This is a genomic window from Xanthobacter sp. SG618, assembly GCF_012932745.1.
In the GTDB taxonomy this organism is placed as follows: domain Bacteria; phylum Pseudomonadota; class Alphaproteobacteria; order Rhizobiales; family Xanthobacteraceae; genus Xanthobacter; species Xanthobacter flavus.
The window spans coordinates 396,601-419,149 of the sequence record NZ_JABBHL010000002.1; the positions used below are offsets into that span (position 1 = coordinate 396,601).

Below are 22,549 nucleotides of genomic sequence, written 5' to 3' on the forward strand. Positions count from 1 at the left end.
CCGTGGCACACCTGCCTCCAGAGCATTTCTCGGGCGGGTCGTCATGATGGGTGTGTTTGGTCGGGCCGGGCATCTTCTTCTGGCCTCTCTCGCGATGATGGCGCTGACCGGCGCGGCGCATGCCGCCGACAAGGCGGACGCCGAGATGGAGGCCATGATGGCCTCGCTCGGCAAGCCCGGCGACTTCTCCCTCGCCGCCCCCGCGGTGAGCGAGGATGCCGCCTCCGGCTGGTATGTCCGTGCGGACGTGGGCTACGTCCCCACGAGCAGCGCCAGCCTCTCCTATCTCGGCCTGCCCACCGGGCTCGACGTCTACGGCGCCGGCTGGTCGCTGGGTGGCGGCATCGGCTATCGTTTCTTCCCGTTCCTGCGCGCCGAAGTGAGCATCGAATATCTCTCCCTTGGTGCGGCCAGCCTCTCCCCCATCGGACCCGGGGTCGGCGCCAGCGCCACGGTGGGGCTCGCCAGCGTCTACTGGGACATCATCACCCTTGCCGGCTTCACGCCGTATCTGAGCATCGGCGCGGGCTTCGCAATCGATTCGCTGAGCGCGCCTGCGGCCCTGAGCCCGGCCGGCAATTCCTGGGAATTTGCCTGGGCGGCGGGCGCGGGCGTGTCCTTCGCGGTGAGCAGCAGCTTCAGCCTCGATCTCGGCTATCGCTATCTCGACCTCGGCAGCCCCTCTTATGCGGGCGGCCTCGCTCTGGGCAATACCACGGCGCAGGAAGTGCGCTTCGGCCTGCGCTACGCGCTGTAGGGGGCGAAGCTCCCTCGCGCCCCGGACGCATGCAGCGAAGCGGAATGCGAGCCGGGGTCCAGCGCAAGAGACCGCCGAAGGCGCTTCCTGATCCCACCGCTCTCAGGCCTTGTCCCGCTGCGCGGGTGTTTTCCCCAGCTCCCCCCGGTGAGGGGCTTTCTCTCCCCTTGACCGAAGTCGGGACGAGCGGCGCCAGCCCCCTCACCCCCGGCCCCTCTCCCGCGAGGGGAGAGGGGTGGCTCCGCCACGCTTTTCCCTTGCCGCGCGGGGCGGCGGCTCCTATGTGCAGGACGTGCTCGACCGCCCCACCCATCCCGGCACATCGCATCGGGAGCCCGTTTTCAACGTGCCCGGCGCGGTGGCGGTGCTGACGCTTGGGCTGGTGCTGATCCACGCCGTCCGCGTGCTGCTCCTCTCCGAGGATGCGGATATCGAGCTGCTCACCTATTTCGCCTTCATCCCGGCCCGCTACTCGCTGCCGGACACCATGTTCTATCTGCCGGGCGGCATCGGCCCGAAGCTGTGGACCGTGGTGACCTATGCGCTGCTCCACGCCAACTGGATGCACCTCATCGTCAATCTCGTCTGGCTGCTGGCCTTCGGCACGCCGGTGGCGCGGCGATTCGGCTCCGGGCGGTTCGTGCTGTTCTGCGTGGTGACGGCGGCGGCGGGCGCGGGGGCGCACTATCTCGCCAATCCCGATGCCATCGCGCCGCTCATCGGCGCCTCGGCGGCCATTTCCGGCACCATGGCGGCGGCAGTGCGCTTCGCCTTCGCGCCGGGCGGCGCGCTGTCCAGCTACCGCACCATCTTCTCCGATCACCAGCCGGCGGGCTCGCTGAAGGAGAATTTCAGCGACAAGCGGGTGCTGATCTTCGTGGGCGCGTGGTTCGCCTTCAACCTGCTGTTCGCCTTCGGCGTTTCCCTGCCCGGGACGGAGGGCGCGGAGGTGGCCTGGCAGGCCCATATCGGCGGCTTCGTCGCCGGCCTGCTGCTGTTTCCCCTGTTCGATCCGATCCCGCGCCGACGCAGGGCCTGAGCCGGTTTCTAGTGCCAAGGTCGGGGTGCACAGGGCGCGCTGCGCGCTTGCGTCGCACTGCGATGCGAGGGATCATCCCTGTCCGGATCGTTTCCAGAGAAGGCCCCGCCGGCGGAGCGGGCCCCTGGATCCACCAGCTAGGGAGAATGCGCCTATGTCCGTGACCGTCATCCTGAGCCGCAAGGGCAACGACATCGTCACCCTGTCCCCCGAAGCCACCCTCGGCGATGCCGTGGCGAGCCTCGCGCGCAACCGCATCGGCGCCATCGTCGTCACCGATGCGAACATGGGGGTGGAGGGCATCATCTCCGAGCGCGACGTGGTGCGCCTCATCGGCGAGCGCGGCGTGGACGTGCTCAGCGAGCCGTTGGCCGGCCTGATGACCAAGGCGGTCGTCACCTGCGCCCCCGACGAGACCGTGCCCCAGATCATGGAACGCATGACCCGCGGCCGCTTCCGCCACGTGCCCGTGGTGGCCGGCGGCAAGCTGGTGGGCATCATCTCCATCGGCGACGTGGTGAAGTATCGCGTGGAGGAAATGGAGCGCGAGAGCGCCCAGCTGCGCGACTACATCATGTCGGCCTGAGGCCGCTTCCGGCGCGGGGGCCTCTCCGCGCCCGTTCCCCGGACGCACGCAGCGTGAGCGGAATGCGAGCCGGGGCCCAGCGCAAGGGACCGCCGAAGCCGCTTCGTAATCCTGCCGCTCTCAGGTTTTGCCCGCTGCGCGGGGCTTGCGCGCTGGATCCCGGATCAGCGCTCCGGCTTGCGCGGTCGCTTGTCCGGGGCACCGCGTCGCCCTCCGGTCAAGCCGGAGAGCGACGGTCATGCAAAGACGCGACTCACGCGCCGGGCTGGCGCACCACGCGCAGGTAGGGCTTCACAGTCTTCCAGCCGTCCGGGAACTTCTCCTTGGCGGCGTCGTCCGAGAGCGAGGGGACGATGATGACGTCGTCGCCCTGCTTCCAGTCCACCGGCGTCGCCACCGAGTGCTTGGCGGTGAGCTGCAGGCTGTCCACCACGCGCAGGATTTCCGCGAAGTTGCGGCCGGTGGAGGCCGGGTAGGTGAGCGACAGCTTCAGCTTCTTGTCCGGGCCGATGATGAACACCGAGCGGACGGTGGCGGTGTCGCTCGCATTGGGGTGGATGAGGTCGTAGAGGTCGGAGACCTTCTTGTCGGAATCCGCGATCAGCGGGAAGTTCAGGGTGGCGCCGGTGGCGTCCTTGATGTCGCCCACCCAGGCCGGGTGATTGTCGATGGCATCCACCGACAGGCCCAGCAGCTTCACGCCGCGCTTGTCGAATTCGGGCTTGAGGTGGGACGCCTGCCCCAGCTCGGTGGTGCAGACCGGGGTGAAGTTCTTGGGGTGGGAAAACAGGATGCCCCAGCTATCGCCGAGCCACTCATGAAACTTGATCGGGCCTTCGGTCGTCACGGCCTCGAAATCCGGCACCACATCGCCGAGTCGCAGCGTCGCCATCGTCATCTCCAATAAACATCGAAAAACTGTATATCCATTTATTATACTACAAACTCGATGCATTTAAAGCGAATTCACGCCCGCCCGGCACCCCGCTTGGCGCCGTGCCCGTTCATCAGACGTCAGCCTTTCCCTGCTCAAGTCACGGCCGGGGCCCAAGCGGCGATCGGCGGCACCCTAACGGAGGAAGCACCCTTGAAACGCATCCTGGCGGCAGCCCTCGCCGCATTCCTTCCCATCCAGAATGCCGGTCTCGCCGTGGCGTGCACGGCGGTGAACGTGGTCGCGGCGGACAAGACCGTGATCGCCGGGCGCACCATGGAATGGGCGTTCGACATGAAATGGACGCTCAAGAGCATCCCCAAGGGCACCACGCTGACCTTGACCGCCCCGACCGATCTCGGCCTGCCCGAGAAGAAGGTGGCGACACTTTATTCGGCCGTCGGCATCAGCGCCGAGGTCATTCCCGGCGGTGCCATCATCGAGGGCCAGAACGCGGCCGGCCTCGGCATGAGCGGCAATTTCCTGCCCGGCTTCACCACCTACCAGACGGTGACCAAGGCGGACACGTCCTACGTCTCCATCCTCGGCTTCGGCGCCTGGGCGCTCGGCATGCACGGCTCGGTGGCCGATGTGCGCGCCGCGCTTGAGAAGACGAAGGTCTGGGCCGACGCGTCGCTGCCGAGCGGGCCGACCCCGCCCACCATCCACATGGTCTTCACCGACCGCTCGGGCGCCAGCATCATCGTGGAATATGTGGGCGGCGAACTGCAGATCCACGACAACGTGGCGAGCGTCCTCACCAATTCGCCGCCCTATGACTGGCACCTGCTGAACCTGCGCAACTACCTCAATCTCTCCACCATGGGCGTCAACGACCGCCGGTTCGGCACGGCCAATGTCACGGCCATCGGCCAGGGCGGCGGTGCCACCGGGCTGCCGGGGGACTTCACCCCGCCCTCGCGCTTCGTGCGGGCGGCCTTCATGCGCCATTCCATGGCCCAGCCGAAGGACGGCGCCGACGCCATCACCACCATCGGCCACATCCTGAACACGGTGGATATTCCGCTCGGGGTCGCCCAGAGCAAGGACGGTGAAACGGTGGTCTCCGACTACACACAGTGGGTGGCCATCAAGGATCTCACCCACAACCGGATGGTCATCTCGGACTATGCCCACCGGACGACCTTCCTGACCCTCGATCTCGACGCCATCTTCGCCCAGGACAAGCCGAGCGCGCGGCTGGTCACGGACCTGCCGTTCCCGGCAGCGGTGGACGGGACGGCGGCGCTGAAGAACTGAGCCGGCGGAAGGGCGCGCCGCACACCTCACACGAGGGCGGTGCGCACTTCCTGCTCGCCCACCTCGAACACCCTCTTGTAGCGCTCGACCTCACTGGCCGGGCCCATGGCCTTGGTGGGGTTGTCGGAGAGCTTCACCGCCGGGTGGCCGTTGGCGGCCACCACCTTGCAGACGATGGAGATGGGGTCGAGCGCCCCGTTCGGGGCCAGGCCGCGGAAATCGTTGGTGAGCAGCGTGCCCCAGCCGAAGCCGAGGCGGATGCGGCCGGAGAAGGTGCGATGGATGCGCGCCACCTCCTCCGCATCGAGGGCGTCGGAGAAGATGGCGAGCTTCTCCCGCGGGTCCTGCCCGCGGGACTTCCACCACGCAATGGCCTCCTCGCCGCCGGCGATGGGGTCCTTGCTGTCGATGCGGATGCCGGTCCAGTGCGTCACCCAGTCGGGGGCGCGTTCGAGGAAGCCGCTGGTGCCGTAGGTGTCGGGCAGGATGACGCGCAGATTGCCGTCATAATCGTCCTGCCAGTCGGCGAGCACCTGGTAGGGCGCCCAGCGCAGCTCGTCGTCGTTGCGGGCGAGGGCCGCATAGACCATGGGCAGCTCGTGGGCATTGGTGCCCGTGGCCTCCACCTCGCGCCTGAGCGCGATGAGGCAGTTGGAGGTGCCGAGGAAGCCCTCCCCCAGCCCTTCCATCAGCGCCTGCACGCACCAGTCCTGCCACAGATAGCCGTGGCGGCGGCGGGTGCCGAAATCGGCGATGTTGATGGGGGCGAGGGATTTCAGGAACTGCACCTTCTCCCACACCCGCGCCATGGCCCGGGCATAGAGGATCTGCAGCTCGAACTTGCCCATGTCCTTCAGCACGGCGCGCGAGCGCAGCTCGTTGATGATGGAGAGGGCGGGGATCTCCCACATGGTGGTTTCCACCCACGGTCCCTCGAAGGTCAGCTCGTACTGGCCGTCCCACTTTTCGAGGTGATAGGCGGGGAAGCGGAAGGCCTCGAGCCAGGCCACATAGTCCGGCGAGAACATCTGCCTCTTGCCGTAGAACATGTTGCCGCGCAGCCAGGTGCTCTCGCCGCGGGTGAGCGAGAGCGAGCGCACATGGTCGAGCTGCTCGCGCAGGGCGCCGATGTCGATGATGTCGGCCAGCCGCACCGAGGTGGAGCGGTTATGGATGCCGAAGGTGACGCGGGTCGCCCGGTGCCGGTTGAAGATCGTCTGGCCCATGAGGAGCTTGTAGAAGTCCGTGTCGAGCACGGACCGCACGATGGGGTCGATCTTCCAGGTGTGGTTGTAGACGCGCGTGGCGATGTCGGTCATGGGCGCCGGCGATGTCGTTCGGGTTCGGTCGGGCGGAGCAGCGGGCGGACGACCGCACGGGGCCCCGACGGGGCGGGACGGTATCTATAGCATGCCGCGCGGGATCGTCGCGGCCCTCTGCGATCTTCTCGCAACTGCCGGATGCGCCGGTTAACGGCGGCCCGCCAGCGCAAGCCGGCTCAGCGGCAGCGCCCTCAACGGCAGCCTTTGCGGGCCTCCCAGGCCTGCACCTCGTTCACGAAGCGCTGCTGGTCCGGCGTCAGCTTGCCGAACGGCGCGTAGCAACGGGCACCGAAGGTGGCGATGGCGTCCTTGGTCTTGAAGCAATAGCCCTGCTCCGCATAGACCGCGTTGCGCTGGTACCACAGCGCCTTGCAGGACAATTCGCTCAGCGCCTGCGCGCCGGCGCCCGACACGAAAACCGTCGCCGCCACGGCCCCGAGGACCAGAGCCGCGAGCCCCTTCCGCCGACCTTCCAGCATACCGCCCTCCCCCATTTGCCACACCCTGTCACCGCCCGAGGCGGGCAGCGGGTGCGCCCCGCAGCATTATTGCTCAGACGGCACGAATGTCATTCCGTTTCTTCCCATAGAAGCGAAAACGACGCGGGCGTATCCAAGACGAAAGTCCAAGGCCGCGAAAAACCCGCATAACGGTCCATTGAGGATCGCGGCCCGTGAGGACGAAGCAATAAGACCCCAAGGGAGGACTGCCATGGCCCGCATGCGCGCCGTCGACGCCGCCGTCCGTGTTCTCGAGAAGGAAGGCATCACCTGCGCCTTCGGCGTTCCGGGTGCGGCCATCAACCCCCTCTATTCCGCCATGAAGGCGCGCGGCTCCATCCGCCACGTGCTCGCCCGGCACGTGGAGGGCGCCTCCCACATGGCCGAGGGCTACACCCGCGCGGTGGCCGGGAATATCGGCGTCTGTCTCGGCACCTCCGGCCCCGCCGGCACGGACATGATCACCGGCCTCTATTCGGCCTCGGCGGACTCGATCCCGATCCTGTGCGTCACCGGCCAGGCGCCCCGCGCCCGCCTCTACAAGGAAGACTTCCAGGCGGTGGACATCGAATCCATCGCCAAGCCCGTCACCAAGTGGGCGGTGACCGTGCGCGAGCCGGCCCTGGTGCCCATGGTGTTCCAGCAGGCGTTCCACGTCATGCGCTCCGGCCGCCCCGGCCCGGTGCTCATCGACCTGCCCATCGACGTGCAGATGGCAGAGATCGAGTTCGACGAGGACACCTACGCCCCCCTCCCGGTCTACAAGCCGTCCGCCACGCGGGCGCAGATCGACAAGGCGATGGGGATGATCCTCGACGCCGACCGGCCGCTGATCGTCGCCGGCGGCGGCATCATCAATGCCGATGCCTCCGACCTCCTCGTGGAGTTCGCCGAGCTCACCGGCATCCCGGTCATCCCCACCCTCATGGGCTGGGGCACCATCCCCGATGACCATCCGCTGATGGCCGGCATGTGCGGCCTGCAGACCTCGCATCGCTACGGCAATGCGAACATGCTGGCCTCCGACTTCGTGGTCGGCATCGGCAACCGCTGGGCCAACCGCCACACCGGCTCGGTGGAGGTCTACACCCAGGGCCGCAAGTTCATCCACGTGGACATCGAGCCCACCCAGATCGGCCGCGTGTTCGGCCCCGACTTCGGCATCGTCTCCGACGCCAAGGCGGCCCTGGAGCTGTTCGTGACCGCCGCGAAGGAACTGAAGGCGGCCGGCAAGCTGCCCGACTGGACGGCGTGGGCCGACGAATGCCTCTCCCGCAAGCAGACCATGCTGCGCAAGAGCCACTTCGACGCCGTGCCGCTGAAGCCGCAGCGCGTCTATGAGGAGATGAACGAGGCGCTGGGCAAGGACGTCACCTACGTCTCCACCATCGGCCTCTCGCAGATCGCCGGCGCGCAGTTCCTGCACGTCTACCATCCGCGCCACTGGATCAATTGCGGCCAGGCCGGCCCCCTCGGCTGGACCCTGCCGGCGGCCCTCGGCGTGCGCGCCGCGCGGCCCGACGCCAAGATCGTCGCGCTCTCGGGCGACTACGACTTCCAGTTCCTCATCGAGGAGCTGGCGGTGGGCGCCCAGCACAAGCTGCCCTACCTGCACGTGGTGGTGAACAACTCCTACCTCGGCCTGATCCGTCAGGCGCAGCGCGGCTTCAACATGGACTTCGAGGTCAGCCTCTCCTTCGACAACATCAATTCGGAGGAAGTCGGGGCCTACGGCGTGGACCATGTGGCGGTGGCCGAGGGCCTCGGCTGCAAGGCCATCCGCGTGCGCACGCCCAACGAGTTCAAGGACGCCTTCGCCAACGCCCAGAAGCTTATGGACGAGCATCAGGTGCCGGTGGTGCTGGAATTCATCCTGGAGCGCGTGACCAACATCGCCATGGGCGTCGAGATCAACGCCGTGAACGAGTTCGAGGAAGTCCTCGACGTCCCGCTCAGCGAGGTTCGTTCCCTGGAGCCGGCCGAGTAAGGCCGGCGTGGAAACACTCTTATCGATTTAAAAAAGCCTGGATGCCCCGGCCCCGCCGGGGCATGACAGTGCGCCACAACGGCTCAGCCCGCGGAGAGACGCATGCCCAAGTTCGCCGCCAATCTCACCATGCTGTGGAACGAGATCGATTTCCTCGACCGCTTCGAGAAGGCCGCAAATGCCGGCTTCACGGGCGTCGAATATCTCTTCCCCTATCCCTTCGAGAAGGACGTGCTGGCCGAGAAGCTGGCGAAGTACAGCCTCACCCAGGCGCTGCACAATTTGCCGGCCGGCGACTGGGCGGCGGGCGAGCGCGGCATCGCCTGCATCCCCGGCCGCGAGGGCGAGTTCCAGGACAGCGTCGGCAAGGGCATCGAATATGCGAAGGCCCTGAACACCAAGGCCATCAACTGCCTCGCCGGCCTCACCCCCAAGGACGTGCCGACCGAGAAGGTCCATGAGACCCTCGTCAAGAACCTGAAGTTCGCCGCGGCGGAGCTGAAGAAGGCGGGCATCCCGTTCGTCGTCGAGGCCATCAACACCCGCGACATCCCCGGCTTCCATCTGCACAACACCAAGCAGACGCTGGCGGTGCTGGATGAAGTTGGCGCGGACGACATCTTCTTCCAGTACGACATCTACCACATGCAGATCATGGAAGGGGACCTCACCCCGACCATCCGCAACAACATCGCCCGGATCAAGCACATCCAGCTGGCAGACAATCCCGGCCGCGGCGAGCCGGGCACGGGCGAGATCAACTATCCCTTCCTGTTCAAGGCCATCGACGACACCGGCTATGACGGCTGGATCGGCTGCGAATACAAGCCGAAGACCACGACCGACGAAGGCATCGGCTGGTTCGCCCCCTACAAGGGCTGAGCGGCTGCCCGCTTCAGGACAACAAGCACTCTTCAGGAGAAACGCACATGAACGTGGGATTCATCGGCCTCGGCATCATGGGCGGCCCCATGGCCGGCCACCTCATCGACGCCGGGCACACGCTGTTCGTCTATGACGTGGTGAAGGTGCCGGAGGCGCTGACCGCAAAGGGCGCGACCGCCTGCGCCTCCTCCGCCGAGGTGGCGAAGCACGCCGACATCATCATCACCATGGTGCCGGACACCCCGCACGTAGAAGAGGCGCTGTTCGGCAAGGGCGGCGTCGCCGAAGGCCTGTCGGCCGGCAAGATCGTGGTGGACATGAGCTCCATCTCGCCGGTCGCCACCAAGGGCTTCGCGCAGAAGATCAACGCCCTCGGCTGCGACTATCTCGATGCCCCGGTCTCCGGCGGCGAGGTGGGCGCCAAGGCCGCCTCCCTCACCATCATGGTGGGCGGGCCGGACGGCGCGTTCGAGAAGGTGAAGCCCCTGTTCGAGAAGATGGGCAAGAACATCACCCTCGTCGGCGGCAATGGCGACGGCCAGACCACCAAGGTGGCCAACCAGATCATCGTCGCTTTGACCATCGAGGCGGTGGGCGAGGCTCTGCTGTTCGCGTCCAAGGCGGGGGCCAACCCGGCCAAGGTGCGCGAGGCGCTCATGGGCGGCTTCGCCTCCTCAAAGATCCTCGAGATCCACGGCGACCGCATGGTGAAGCGCACCTTCGATCCGGGCTTCCGCATCGAGCTGCACCAGAAGGACCTGAACCTTGCGCTCCAGAGCGCCAAGGCGCTGGGCGTGAGCCTGCCCAACACCGCCACCTGCCAGGAGCTGTTCAACGCCTGCGCCGCCCATGGCGGCTCCAAGTGGGACCACTCCGCCATGGTCAAGGCCCTCGAGCTGATGGCCAACCATAAGGTGGCCCCGGACGCCTGAGGGCGCCCCACCACTCCCAGAGCCACGACACCCTTGGCGACGCGCGGCGCGTTCCCTGCCCCGCGTCGCCGGCACCCCGGACGGGTCCGCGCGGCCCCTTCGGAAGAGGCGCGCCGACAGCGTTCCCGGCGCGCCTCCGCCGCTTCAATTTGCGCCCCCCACCTCCGGCGCCGCACGGGGGGCGAAGCGGAAGCCTGACCTGTCCGCAACGGTCAGCCTTGCTGCCGTTTATGCGACTTTATGCGTACATCAAAGGCGCGCATGATGCCGCCTAAAACGCGTTGAACCGAGCGCGAACGCGCCGAGCCGGAGGACGAACCATGCCCAACAAGCGCCACCACACCCTCAAGCGCCAGCGCGCCACCAAGATCGTCGCCACGGTCGGGCCCGCCTCCAACAGCGAGGAGAAGCTGAAGGCGCTGTTCCTTGCCGGCGTGGACGTGTTCCGCCTCAACTTCTCCCACGGCACCCAGGCCGATCACGGCGAGGTGCTGGCCCGCATCCGGCGGCTGGAGAAGGAGATGAACCGGCCCATCGGCGTCATCGCCGACATGCAGGGCCCCAAGCTCCGCATCGGCCGCTTCAAGGACGGCTCCATCGCGCTCAAGCCCGGCGACGTGCTGCACTTCGACGCCGACGTGGACCGCCCCGGCGACGAAACCCGCGTGCCGATCCCCCATCCGGACATTCTCGAAGCCCTCACCGTCGGCTCCACCGTGCTGTGCGACGACGGCAAGGTGCGCCTGAAGGTGGTGAAGAAGGGCGCCGGCTTCCTGGAGGCCCAGGTGGTGGCGGGCACCAAGCTCTCCAACAACAAGGGCTTCAACATCCCGGACGTGGTGCTGCCCCTCTCGCCGCTCACGGCAAAGGACCGCCTCGACCTGGAATTTGCCTGCGAGGCGGGGGTGGAGTGGATCGCCCTCTCCTTCGTGCAGCGGCCGGAGGACATCCACGAGGCGCGCGGCCTCATCAAGGACCGCGCCGCCATCATGCTGAAGATGGAGAAGCCCGCCGCGGTGGAGCATCTCACCGAGCTGGTGGAGCTCTCCGACGCCATCATGGTGGCGCGCGGCGACCTCGGCGTCGAAATCTCGCTGGCCGAGGTGCCGGCGCTGCAGAAGCGCATGATCGCGGAATCCCGGAAGTATGGCCGCCCGGTGATCGTGGCGACGCAGATGCTGGAATCCATGATCACCGCCCCCGTGCCCACCCGCGCCGAGGTGTCGGACGTGGCCACCGCCGTCTATGAGGGCGCGGACTGCGTGATGCTCTCCGCCGAGACCGCCGCCGGCCAGTTCCCGGTGGAGGCCGTGACCTTCATGGACGACATCATCCGCCACGTGGAGCGCGATCCCGGCTACCGGCAGGTGCTGGACGCCACCCAGGCGGAATGGGGCAAGACCATCGGCGACGCCGTGACCAAGGCCACCTATCAGGCGGCCATCGCTGTGGATGCCTCGGCGTTCGTCGCCTTCACTCTCTCGGGCACCACCGGCCTGCGCGCCGCCCGCGAGCGGCCGGCCATCCCGATCCTCGGCCTCACCCCCAAGGTGGAGACCGCCCGGCGCCTCGCCCTCTCTTATGGCGTCCACGCCGTGCACATGAAGGAGGACATCCACTCCTTCGGCGAGATGGTGGATACCGCCGTGCGCACCGCGGTGGAGCACGACCTCGGCAAGCCGGGCGACCGCCTCGCCATCACCGCCGGCGTGCCCTTCGCCAAGCCGGGCACCACCAACATCATGCGCATCACCACCATCGGCGCCACCAACCCGCCCTCGCGGGATGACCTCGACACCGGGGCGGCGAAGAGCAGCAAGTCCAAGGTCCACGCCTGACGCGTGCAACACAAACGGGAGCGCACGTTCCGCGCGCGCTCCCGCATCTGCGAAACGTGAGCCTGACCAGCGTCGGCACATCGTAAGGTGCTGCCTGTTGACGCATGCGGCAGCCTGAAATCGTTTTCTTCGACCGGATCGGGTCTTGGTCGCCATCTGCGGGACTGGACGAGGGGCGCCCCCTTGGGTCTATGCTGGGATATTCACAGTCCAGCCGGCCCAAAGATGCCCGTCGAGATCGAGCGCAAGTTCCTCGTGACCTCCAACGCATGGCGAGCCGGTGCGCGCGCGACGCCGATCCGTCAGGGCTACCTCTCGCAGGAGGGGGCGACGGTGCGCATCCGCATCGCCGACGGCGATGCCTTCATCACCGTGAAGGGCAAGACGCAGGGCCTGTCCCGCGCCGAATTCGAATATGCCATCCCCGTCGAGGACGCCCGGATCATGCTGGAGACGCTGTGCGCCCGGCCGCTGATCGAGAAGACCCGCTATGCCGTGGAGCATGCCGGCCGTCTGTGGACGGTGGATGTGTTCGAGGGCGAGAATGACGGCCTCGTCATGGCCGAGGTGGAGCTGGACGGCATCGACCAGCAGGTGGAGCTGCCCGACTGGGTGGGCGAGGAAGTCACCTCCGACCCCCGCTACCGCAACTCCTCGCTGGTCAGCGCCCCGCTGGGGTACGGGAAGTAGGGGCCGTTCCTATCGCGCGATGATCGCCCGGAACGGTCGTCATGGCCGGGCTTGTCCCGGCCATCCACGTGGTACGGCTGGGAACACCTTTTGACGCGAGATTCCTCGGCCCGACGTGGATGCCCGGGACAAGCACGGGCATGACAAAGGCTAAGATCGGAAAAGAACTGGCCGCGGCGTGAAGGCAGGGCCCGCCCCCGCCCCTCAGGCCCCGCCCTTCCCCGCCAGCAGCGCCTCCACCGCCAGCATGTCGCGCCAGGCGAAGCGCTTGCCCAGCGGCGTGCGCAGCAGATAGGCCGGGTGGAAGGTGGCGATGGCGCGGATGGTGCGGGTGCCCGTGTCGTAATCCATGAACCGGCCGCGCAGCTTGGTGATGCCCTCGGTGGTGCCAAGCAGCGCCTGCGCCGAAGGCCCGCCAAGGCAAACCAGGATGTCCGGGTCCGCCAGCTCGATCTGCCGCGCGATGAAGGGCAGGCACACCGCCGTCTCCTGCGGCGTCGGCGTGCGGTTGCCCGGCGGGCGCCAGGGAATGACGTTGGCAATATAGGCGCTGGTGCGGTCGAGGCCGATGGCGGCCAGCATCAGGTCCAGCAGCTTGCCGGAGCGGCCGACGAAGGGCAGGCCCTGCTGGTCCTCGTCGCGGCCGGGCGCCTCGCCCACGAACATGACCTTGGCGGCCGGATTGCCATCGGCGAACACCAGCCGGCTCGCGGTGCGCTTCAGGGCGCAGCCCTCGAAGCCGTCGAGGATCGCCTTCAGCTCGTCGAGGCTCGCGGCGGCCCGGGCGGCCTCGCGCGCGCCCATCACCGCCTCGTCCGGCGGCTGGGTGACCAGGGTGGGCGTCGCCGGCGCCGAGGGATAAGCGGGCTGGTTGCGGGACGGGGCCGGGCTTCTCGGCGCAAGGCCTGCTGCGCCTGCGGCGGAATCGCGCGCCGGAGCGGCCGGGGCCCGGGGCCGGCTCGGCTCGGCGGCGCTCTCGGCGAAGCGGTCCACCGGCACCTCGCCGATGGCCACGTCCACGCCCGCCTCCCAGTGGAAAGCGAGAATGTCGGCCCAGTCGTCGAAGTCTCGGTCGGCGGTCACGTCCATCCGCTCACTCTAGATCGTTGCCGCATGTTCTTCACGCGAAGCGATCTGCTTCGCGTGAAAATGCTTCCGCAGGCCCGCCGGAACGCTCAGACGGGGCGCTGCTTGTAATCGAAATCGATGCCGGAGAGCAGCCAGAACTCGGCGATCCGCCCATCGCGCAGGTGGTAGAAATAGATCACCTCGGTGGCGAACACCTCCTCCGTCCCGATCATGGTGCAGGAATAGAGGAAGCGGATGGCGAAGCGGTTCGCCTCGGCCACGATGTCGCGGATGTCATAGACCGGGTTGCCGAAATTCTGCACGTCCCACTGCAGGCGATTGGCGATGTCCGCCAGCGCCAGCGTCTGCGCGCGGTGATGGCCCACCACGTCCGGATGATAGAAGCGCGGCAGCGCCGTGTGGTCGAACGGGCGCCATACCTCGTCCATGAGACGGTTGGCGAAGGCGCGGACGTCGTCGGGGCTCATTGGGGCGCTCATTGGGGCGCTCATGGGCGGCCTCCTCAGGGTTGCCCCCCGAGGTTAGGCGGGAACGGCGCCGTGGGTAAGGGCACCTTTGAAAGACATCTGCGCACGGCAGTGGCGCTGCCGGCGCGTAGCCCGCCCGGCCGGGTGCGTCCACTGTTTTCGGCATAACGGCATTATGTTCCCACATACGGCAAGATGTTGCCCTAAGGGGCAATCCGCGGTTGTCTTTGCCGGCGTGTCGTGGAAAAAGTCCAATCAACGGGATTGACACACGGGAGCCGGAGTATGAGCGCGGCGGAACTGCCTGAGCGCGAGGGCATGGATTACGACGTGGTGGTGGTCGGCGCCGGCCCTGCGGGCCTGGCCACCGCCATCCGCCTGAAGCAGCAGGCGGCCGAGCGCGGCACCGACGTTTCCGTCGTGGTGGTGGAGAAGGGCTCCGAGGTCGGCGCCCACATCCTCTCCGGCGCGGTCGTCGATCCCATCGGCCTCGACGCCCTCATCCCCGGCTGGCGGGAGGAGGCGGATGCACCCCTCACCGTTCAGGTCACGGACGACCATTTCTATCTGCTCGGCCCGGCCGGCGGCGTGAAGCTGCCGAACTTCGCCATGCCGCCGCTGATGAACAACCACGGCAATTACGTCGGCTCGCTGGGCAATGTCTGCCGCTTCCTCGCCCAGAAGGCCGAGGCGCTGGGGGTGGAGATCTATCCCGGCTTCGCCGCCGACGAGATCCTCTATGACGACAAGGGCGCGGTGATCGGCATCGCCACTGGCGACATGGGCGTGGACAAGACGGGCGAGCAGAAGCCCGAATTCACCCGCGGCATGGAACTGCGCGGCCGCTACACCGTGTTCGCCGAGGGCGCGCGCGGGCACCTGACCAAGAAGATCATCGCCAAGTATAATCTGGGCGAGGGCCGCGACGTGCCGAAGTTCGGCATCGGCCTGAAGGAACTCTGGAAGGTGAAGCCGGAGAAGCACAAGCCCGGCCTCGTGCAGCACGCCTTCGGCTGGCCGCTGGATTCCAAGACCGGCGGCGGCGCTTTCCTCTATCACATCGACGACGAGCAGGTGGTGGTGGGCTTCGTGGTCCACCTCAACTACCAGAACCCCTGGCTCTCGCCCTTCGACGAGTTCCAGCGCTTCAAGACGCATCCGCTGTTCAAGGACACGTTCGAGGGCGGCAAGCGCATCTCCTACGGCGCCCGCGCCATCACCGAGGGCGGCTGGCAGAGCGTGCCCAAGCTCTCCTTCCCCGGCGGCGTGCTGGTGGGCTGCGCGGCGGGCTTCGTGAACGTGCCGCGCATCAAGGGCAGCCACAATGCGGTGCTCTCCGGCATGCTGGCGGCCGACCACCTGCTCGACGCCCTTGCCGCCGAGCGCAGCCACGACGAGCTCGCGAGCTACGAGGCGGCCTGGCGCTCCTCGGCCATCGGCGCGGACCTGAAGAAGGTGCGCAACATGAAGCCGCTGTGGTCGAAGTTCGGCACCTTCCTCGGCATCCCGCTGGGCGCGCTGGACATGTGGACCAACACCTTCGGCTTCTCGCTGTTCGGCACGCTGAAGCACGGCAAGACCGACGCCGCCTTCCTGAAGCCGGCCAAGGACTGCAAGAAGATCACCTATCCCCGCCCCGACGGCGTGCTGACCTTCGACAAGCTCTCCTCGGTGTTCCTCTCGAACACCAATCACGAGGAGAACCAGCAGGTGCATCTGGTGGTGAAGGACATGGCCCTGCAGAAGGCGTCGGAGCACGACATCTATGCCGGCCCCTCCAACCGCTACTGCCCGGCCGGCGTCTATGAGTGGATCGAGGAGGGGGCGGACGCGCCGCGCTTCCAGATCAACGCGCAGAACTGCGTCCACTGCAAGACGTGCGACATCAAGGACCCCAACCAGAACATCACCTGGACCGCCCCCGAGGGCGGCGGCGGGCCGAACTATCCCAACATGTGAGGCGACACGCGCTTCATGAAGATCATGCCCGGGCGAGATCCCGGGCATGCATCCGGAAAGTCGTTCAAGTCACGATATTCCGCAACGTCATATTCCGATACGTAAAGTCAGTAGTCTTCGCGCTGCAATACAAGATTTGTCCGCGCGCCCCTCGATCCGAGGTGGACCCTGGCACCCGTCACGGCTACTCCTGCTTGTGTGACTGTCAGGGAAGTTGCACAAAATGGCCACGAAGACGAAGGCGCCCGCTTTTGGGGGGCTCGACCGGTCGAAGACGCTTGCGGAAAACACCGTAAACGCCGGCCCGGTGGTGCTGGACTCCAACGTCACCCTCAAGAATCCGGACGGCACCGGCTTCCAGGGCGGCAGCCTCACCGTGAAGCTGGCCAATGCGGGGGTGGACGACCATCTTTCCATCGCCGCGGTCGGCGGCATCACGCTCGGGAGCGATGCCGGCACCGGCGCCACGGTCGTCTTCTACAACGGCGCGCGGATCGGCACGGAGACTGTCTCCGGCTCCACGATCACGGTCAGCTTCGACCAGCCGGTCAGCGATGACGCCGCCACGGCCCTCGCCCGCGCCATCGCCTATTCCAACCCCAGCAACACCCCCTCCGCCGCCGCCCACGCGGTGACCTTCACCGCCGTCGACGCCGAGCACAGCTCGATCTCCGCGACCATGCAGCTGAAGGTGAAGGCGGAGAACGACGCACCGGTGTTCTCCAACCTGGGGCCCGTTTCGTCGCACATCCTGTCGACAGCCTCCCAAGGCGTGGTCATCGACGGAGACGCGCACGTTTCCAATCCGGATGGAACGGGATTCAAGGGTGGAAAGCTAACCGTACATTTAAGCGACGGAAATACGGATGATTTGATTTATCTTTCTGAAGGTGCATTCAGCATCGTCGGCACAAAACTGTATCTCGACGGAAAAGTTGTCGGAACGGTATCGGCCGAAGGGGTCATGGGCCATGACCTTTCCTTGACCTTCAAGAGCAATGTCGCCATCTCTGACTCTCAAATGAGTGGTCTTATAGATCAGATTTCCTACAGCAATCGGTCGCTCAGCCCCGAGCCCCAAACCAAGGATGTGGCGATTACGGTCACTGATACAGAAAAAAATTCGACTACGGCGCATCTTACGCTCGCGTTCGAAGACCGCGCGCCGACAATTATCTCGGCCAGCCCGGCTAGTCCCATCTCGAAGATTGCCGCCGGCTCTTTTTACGAAGACATTTCGAGCATCGCTGTTTCTCCCGACGGCACCAAAGTGGCTTTTGAGTCGACAGGAGATATGGGCTCTACACGTCTCACCTCGGTCGACATCCGGACCAGCGAAGTCACATTCCTCGGCGGAGACCCCGGCGCCTTCGTGAGTGCCCCCGGGGCGACAGACATCGCATTCTCGCCTGACGGGCAAAAGATCGCCTTCGTGTCGACCGCATCAAACCTCGTGGCACGCGACACGAACGAGGGAAGCGATATCTTCATCAGAGACTTTAGTACGGGTGCAGTCACACGCGTCTCGACAAATTCAACGGGAAGAGAGATTCCAGGAGGCAGTGGAGACCCCGTCTTTTCGCCCGACGGCACCAAGATGGTTTTCGTTGCCGGCGTTCCTAACCTGCCCGGAGACACCGATGGCAGTGGGCTTTATGTAAAAGATCTCAAAACCGGCATCGCCACTCAGATCGCGATCAACGAGGCGAACCCCTCGAACGCGACACGCGGCTTCAATGCCGACTTTTCACCGGACGGCACCAAACTCGTGTTCGTTGCCTGGGGCGATCAGTCGGGCCCGAAGTTCGGTAGCGACAGCCAGTGCATATATATCAAGGATCTCAACAGCAGCGACGTAACGTACGTTACCGCGGCGACCGCGCATCAAATCCTCCCCCAATTCTCGCCGGACGGCACCAAGATCGCCTTCGTGTCCAATGAAAGCTCGGTCACACCGGGGGGCGAAGTCTGGGGCACCCATCTGTATCTGAAGGATATCGAGACCGGCGAGGTCACCTGCGTGAGTTCACCCGGCGGGGTTCTCCCGAATGATGGTTCCGTCGGCGACAGCTTTTCATTCTCACCCGATGGCACCAAGATCGTCTTCTCGTCCTCTGAATCGACATTGCCGGGCAACACCGGGGGCGTCTCGAACATCTTCGTGGCCGACCTTCAGACGGGGGCGATCACCCGGATTGCGCCCGAGGCCAATGGCGCCAGCAGCGACCCCGTCTTCACGCCCGATGGCGCACACGTCATCTTCGCATCCGACGCGACCAATCTTGTCGCCAACGACGTGAACAATGCCTCCGACGTCTTCATGGCGTCGATCCCCGCCACCTCCGTCACCAGCGCCACGCTCACCGAGGACGCGGCGCGCAAGACGCTGAGTGCGGCCGGCACGTTCTATTTCGCCGATGCGGATGCCAAGGACACCCACGCGGTGAGCGTCGCCGCGCCGGACGGAGCGCTGGGGACGCTTTCCGCCAAGGTTGTGAGCGACATGAACGGCACCGGCGCCGTGGTGTGGTCCTATGTGGTGGACGAGACCAAGGTGGAGCCGCTGGCGGCCGGCCAGACGAAGGTGGAGACCTTCGCGCTGACGCTGGACGACCACCATGGCGGCACCGTCACCCAGAATGTGAGCGTCACCCTCACCGGCACGGGCGGCGCGACGCCCATGGTTGCAAGCTTCGCCCTCGCGCCGGAATCCACGGCCGCAGCTGCCCCCGCGTCGGGTCCGGAGCTCTGGGCCTCGGCGATGGCCAGCCTGTCCGGCGTAAGCGAGGCGTCGCCTCAACTGTTCGACGTGCTGGAAAAGCGCGCCGCCGCGCTGGAAGCCGCCCACGCCCATGGCCCCGCCGGCGCTTTCGAGGGGGCTGGCGCCGAGATCGCGCATCTGGCGGCCCAGATCGATCCCGCCGTCACCCATGTGCTGGAAACCCTGTGGAGCGACCTGTCGGGCCACGGCGCCGGCACGGCGACCGCGCACCAGATCGCGGACGGGATGGAGGCCATCGCCACCCACCTGCGGGACGCGCTCCACCCCGGCCACGCCGGTGGTCCGCTCCTCGTCTGAGCGGACGCCACACGGCGCCCCCGCCGCAGACGGCGGGGGCCGGTGCGTCTCATCGCCCGCGGCGCGCTTGCCGCGTGCGCGCGGCGGGGAAGCTTGTATCGTGGGGGTCGCCAGAGCGAATCGCCGGATCACGTACCACGCGCATGCCCAGGAAAGACCACAAGCCGCCTGCCGCCGCCCGGGGCGCGACGCTCCAGTCCGTCGCGGATGCCGTGGGCGTGCATCGCTCCACGGTCGCCCGCGCGCTCGATCCGGAGCAGAGCCGGCGCATCTCGGCGGATGTGGTGGAGAAGGTGCAGGCGGAGGCGCGGCGGCAGGGCTACCGGCCGGATGCGGTGGCCTCCTCCCTGCGCACGGGGCGCTCCCGCCTCATCGGCGTGGTGGTGCCGGACCTCGCCAATCCCGTGTTCGCCCCCATCCTCGGCGGCATCGGCGCGACGCTCGCCGCGCGCGGCTATTCCATGATGGTCGCCGACAGCGGCGAGGACGAGGCCGGGCAGGCCGACATCGTGGAGAAGCTCATCGCCCGGCGTGTGGATGGCCTCGTGCTCGCCACCGCCAAGCGCGACGATGCCACCGTCTCCCTCTGCCTCAAGGCGGGGGTGCCGACCGTGCTGGTCAATCGCGGCGAGGATGGCCTGCGCGCCTCCACGGTGGTGAGCGACGATGCGGGCGGCATCGCGGTCGCCGTCGCGCATCTCGCCGGGCTCGGGCATCGCCGCATCGGGCATCTGGCCGGCCCGGAGCGGCTCTCCACCGGCGTGCTGCGCCGGCGCGGCTTCGCGGACGCCATGGCGGCGGCGGGCCTTCCGGCCGATGCGGTCACCACCGCCACGGCCTATAATCGCGAGGCGGGGCGGGTCGCCGCCGCCGAATTGCTGGACCGCTGGCCGGACATCACGGCGATTGCCGCCAGCAACGATCTCATCGCGCTCGGCGCCTATCAGGAGGCGCAGCAGCGCGGGCTGAGGATCCCGCAGGACCTCTCCATCGTCGGGCACAACGACATGCCGCTGGTGGACATGGTGGCCCCGCCCCTCACCACCGTGCGCATCGGCCATGAGGCCATGGGCGCGCGCGCCGCCTCCATCCTCCTCGACCAGATCGCGCAGCCCGAAACGCCGCCGACCCTCGCCCTCGTGCCCGCCCGGCTGATCGCCCGCGCCTCCACCGCCGCGCCGCGCGGCGCGGCGGCCGAAGCCCGGGCAAAGGCACCGCGCAAGCCCCGCTCCACCCGCCCCGCCTGATCCCGCTTTTGACGTCGTCCGGCCCGCGCCGCGATTCGGCGCTTGACTTGTGCAATCGCTCGCGCATTATCGTGCAATCGATCGCACAACAAGCGCACGCGACAAAGCGCGGAGGAACGCCAATGGTTGCCGGACTGGAGATCACCGGACTGGAAACGACCGGACTGGACATGCTGGAGGCGCAGCTGAAGCCGCGCTCCCACATCATCGAGGATGCGTCCACCCTCACCGACGTCGTCCTCGACGCCATGTCAAAGGCCCCCGACCTGCGCCTCAGGCAGGTCATGGCTTCCTTCGTGCGCCACATGCACGATTTCGCCCGGGAGGTGCGCCTCACCGAGGCCGAGTTCGAGCTCGGCCTCGACTTTCTCAACCGCATCGGACAAGCCACCAACGACTGCCACAACGAGGCGGTGCTGTTCTCCGACATCATCGGCTTCTCGACGCTGGTGTGCCTGCTGAACAACGGCCAGAACGGCGCCACCGAGACCGCCGCCGCCTTGCTCGGCCCGTTCTGGCGCATGCATTCGCCGCAGACCGAGAATGGCGGCTCCATCCTGCGCTCGCCGACGCCCGGCCCGGCCTTGTTCGCCCATTGCCGCGTCACCGATCCGGAGGGCCGTCCGCTCGCCGGCGTGGAGGTGGATGTGTGGCAGGCCTCGCCCGTGGGCCTCTACGAGAACCAGGACCCCGACCAGGTCGACATGAACCTGCGCGGCAAGTTCCGCACCGATGCCGAGGGGCGCTTCTGGTTCCGCTCGGTGAAGCCGGCGGGCTATCCGGTGCCCACCCACGGCCCGGCGGGCGACCTGCTGAAGGCGCAGAAGCGCCACCCCTTCCGCCCGGCGCACCTGCATTTCCTCGCCTACCGGCCGGGCTACAAGACGCTCATCACGCAGGTCTTCGTCGATGACGACGGCCATCTCGACAGCGACGTGGTCTTCGGTGTCACCCGCGCGCTGGTGGGCGATTTCGCCGAAGGCCGCGGCACGCCGCCGGCCCCCGATGCGGGCGCGCCGTGGTACCGGCTCGACTATGCCTTCGTCATGGAGCCGGGCGAGGCCAAGCTGCCGGTGCCGCCGATCCGCTGAGCGGCGGCGCACTCCCCCTTCCCGATCTTCGCGAACCCTTAAAGGAGACGCCGGTGAGAACCGACGCAGTGTCGCCGCGCGACCATTCCCCCGCTCCCCCGGCCGCCGCCATCGGCCGTAGCCCCACCTATCCGCGCTCGCTCGAAGGCAAGGTCGCCCTCGTGGTGGGTGGCGCGGGCGCCATCGGTGCCGAGACCAGCCGCATGCTGAAGGCGGCCGGCGCGAAGGTGGTCATCAGCCATCTCGCCGCCGAGAAGGACACGGCGGCCGCCACCGCCCTTGTCGCCGAGCTGGGCGAGGGCCATGCCGCCTTCGTCGCCGACGTGGTGGACACGCCGTCCCTCGTGGCGCTGCGTGATGCCATCGCCGCCCGCTATGGCCGCCTCGACATCCTGGTGAATGCGGCCGGCTTCACCAAGCCGGTGCCCCACGCCGATCTCGATGCGCTCACCGACGAGCTGATCGACCGGATGCTGCAGGTGAACTGGCGCGGCCAGTTCGCCACCATCCGCACCTTCGCGCCTTTGCTGAAGGCCTCCGGGGACGGGCTTGTGGTGAACATCTCCTCCATCGCCGCCTTCACCGCCGTAGGCTCCTCCATCGCCTATTGCGCAGCCAAGGCCGGCATCGACGTGATGACCAAGGCGCTGGGCCGCGCCCTCGCGCCGGAGGTCCGCGTGCTCGCCGTGTCGCCGGGGGTGGTGGACACCGAGTTCGTGCCCGGACGCGGCGCCGACTTCAACGACAAGGTCAGCGCCTCCACCCCGCTCAAGCGGATCGGCAACGCGCAGGACATCGCCGCCGCCATCACCGCCTGCGCCACCATGCTCGGCTTTTCGACCGGACACACCATCCAGGTCGATGGCGGCCGGGCCCTCTGAGGAAAG

Annotated in this window: 19 protein-coding genes; 14 read left to right on the forward strand and 5 right to left on the reverse strand. The window is 67.2% G+C overall.

The window, feature by feature from the left end; genetic code table 11:
* Positions 1–43: 43 nt before the first annotated feature.
* From FHT36_RS07370 to FHT36_RS07380, 3 genes are all read left to right on the forward strand, one after another.
* Positions 44–757 (forward strand): outer membrane protein, encoded by a 714-nt coding sequence (locus FHT36_RS07370; protein ID WP_169121848.1) that lies wholly within the window; start codon positions 44–46, stop codon positions 755–757.
* A 235-nt stretch (positions 758–992) separates the two neighbouring features.
* The gene (locus FHT36_RS07375) at positions 993–1,796 is read left to right on the forward strand and encodes a rhomboid family intramembrane serine protease (RefSeq protein ID WP_348644394.1); all 804 of its coding nucleotides are present in this window, start codon (positions 993–995) and stop codon (positions 1,794–1,796) included.
* Positions 1,797–1,950: 154 nt separating this feature from the next.
* Positions 1,951–2,382: a CBS domain-containing protein gene (locus FHT36_RS07380; RefSeq protein WP_169121849.1), complete on the forward strand. Its 432-nt coding sequence runs from the start codon at positions 1,951–1,953 to the stop codon at positions 2,380–2,382.
* Between the two features lie 253 nt (positions 2,383–2,635).
* Here the strand turns inward: FHT36_RS07380 and FHT36_RS07385 are convergent, their stop codons facing one another.
* Positions 2,636–3,274 carry a peroxiredoxin gene (locus FHT36_RS07385; RefSeq protein ID WP_169121850.1) on the reverse strand — a complete coding sequence of 213 codons (639 nt, stop codon included), beginning with the start codon at positions 3,272–3,274 and terminating at the stop codon, positions 2,636–2,638.
* Positions 3,275–3,469: 195 nt separating this feature from the next.
* On the opposite strand from FHT36_RS07385, the gene FHT36_RS07390 reads away from it, so the two are divergent.
* On the forward strand, positions 3,470–4,576 hold the full coding sequence (locus tag FHT36_RS07390; protein ID WP_169121851.1) for a choloylglycine hydrolase family protein: 1,107 nt from the start codon (positions 3,470–3,472) through the stop codon (positions 4,574–4,576).
* A 26-nt stretch (positions 4,577–4,602) separates the two neighbouring features.
* Here FHT36_RS07390 and pncB read toward each other — a convergent pair whose 3' ends face one another.
* Both pncB and FHT36_RS07400 read right to left on the reverse strand, forming a co-directional pair.
* The gene (pncB, locus tag FHT36_RS07395) at positions 4,603–5,895 is read right to left on the reverse strand and encodes a nicotinate phosphoribosyltransferase (protein WP_169121852.1); all 1,293 of its coding nucleotides are present in this window, start codon (positions 5,893–5,895) and stop codon (positions 4,603–4,605) included.
* Positions 5,896–6,089: 194 nt separating this feature from the next.
* Positions 6,090–6,377 carry a YARHG domain-containing protein gene (locus FHT36_RS07400; RefSeq protein WP_169121853.1) on the reverse strand — a complete coding sequence of 96 codons (288 nt, stop codon included), beginning with the start codon at positions 6,375–6,377 and terminating at the stop codon, positions 6,090–6,092.
* A 232-nt stretch (positions 6,378–6,609) separates the two neighbouring features.
* On the opposite strand from FHT36_RS07400, the gene gcl reads away from it, so the two are divergent.
* The 5 genes from gcl to FHT36_RS07425 all read left to right on the forward strand — a co-directional run bounded on the left by gcl (position 6,610) and on the right by FHT36_RS07425 (position 12,730).
* Positions 6,610–8,385, forward strand: a complete 1,776-nt coding sequence (gcl, locus tag FHT36_RS07405) for a glyoxylate carboligase (RefSeq protein WP_169121854.1) — start codon at positions 6,610–6,612, stop codon at positions 8,383–8,385.
* A gap of 102 nt (positions 8,386–8,487) precedes the next feature.
* Positions 8,488–9,267: a hydroxypyruvate isomerase gene (gene hyi, locus FHT36_RS07410; RefSeq protein ID WP_169121855.1), complete on the forward strand. Its 780-nt coding sequence runs from the start codon at positions 8,488–8,490 to the stop codon at positions 9,265–9,267.
* Between the two features lie 47 nt (positions 9,268–9,314).
* Entirely contained in the window at positions 9,315–10,202 is an 888-nt protein-coding gene (gene glxR / locus FHT36_RS07415) for a 2-hydroxy-3-oxopropionate reductase (protein ID WP_169121856.1), read from the forward strand.
* A 320-nt stretch (positions 10,203–10,522) separates the two neighbouring features.
* Positions 10,523–12,040: a pyruvate kinase gene (gene pyk, locus FHT36_RS07420; RefSeq protein WP_169121857.1), complete on the forward strand. Its 1,518-nt coding sequence runs from the start codon at positions 10,523–10,525 to the stop codon at positions 12,038–12,040.
* Between the two features lie 225 nt (positions 12,041–12,265).
* Positions 12,266–12,730 (forward strand): CYTH domain-containing protein, encoded by a 465-nt coding sequence (locus tag FHT36_RS07425; RefSeq protein ID WP_169121858.1) that lies wholly within the window; start codon positions 12,266–12,268, stop codon positions 12,728–12,730.
* Positions 12,731–12,934: 204 nt separating this feature from the next.
* Here the strand turns inward: FHT36_RS07425 and FHT36_RS07430 are convergent, their stop codons facing one another.
* Together FHT36_RS07430 and FHT36_RS07435 are read right to left on the reverse strand one after the other, a co-directional pair.
* Positions 12,935–13,819, reverse strand: a complete 885-nt coding sequence (locus tag FHT36_RS07430) for a uracil-DNA glycosylase family protein (RefSeq protein WP_169121859.1) — start codon at positions 13,817–13,819, stop codon at positions 12,935–12,937.
* Between the two features lie 86 nt (positions 13,820–13,905).
* Positions 13,906–14,286, reverse strand: coding sequence for an ester cyclase (locus tag FHT36_RS07435; RefSeq protein ID WP_169121860.1), 381 nt, complete (start codon positions 14,284–14,286; stop codon positions 13,906–13,908).
* A gap of 285 nt (positions 14,287–14,571) precedes the next feature.
* Between FHT36_RS07435 and FHT36_RS07440 the strand changes: the two genes are divergently transcribed.
* The 5 genes from FHT36_RS07440 to FHT36_RS07460 all read left to right on the forward strand — a co-directional run bounded on the left by FHT36_RS07440 (position 14,572) and on the right by FHT36_RS07460 (position 22,543).
* Positions 14,572–16,245, forward strand: a complete 1,674-nt coding sequence (locus tag FHT36_RS07440; RefSeq protein WP_169121861.1) for an electron transfer flavoprotein-ubiquinone oxidoreductase — start codon at positions 14,572–14,574, stop codon at positions 16,243–16,245.
* Positions 16,246–16,468: 223 nt separating this feature from the next.
* Entirely contained in the window at positions 16,469–19,324 is a 2,856-nt protein-coding gene (locus FHT36_RS07445) for a VCBS domain-containing protein (protein ID WP_169121862.1), read from the forward strand.
* A 143-nt stretch (positions 19,325–19,467) separates the two neighbouring features.
* Positions 19,468–20,571: a LacI family DNA-binding transcriptional regulator gene (locus FHT36_RS07450; protein WP_169121863.1), complete on the forward strand. Its 1,104-nt coding sequence runs from the start codon at positions 19,468–19,470 to the stop codon at positions 20,569–20,571.
* 170 nt (positions 20,572–20,741) lie between these two features.
* Entirely contained in the window at positions 20,742–21,662 is a 921-nt protein-coding gene (locus tag FHT36_RS07455; protein ID WP_393984295.1) for a dioxygenase, read from the forward strand.
* 53 nt (positions 21,663–21,715) lie between these two features.
* Entirely contained in the window at positions 21,716–22,543 is an 828-nt protein-coding gene (locus tag FHT36_RS07460; RefSeq protein ID WP_348644395.1) for an SDR family oxidoreductase, read from the forward strand.
* Positions 22,544–22,549 lie beyond the last annotated feature (6 nt).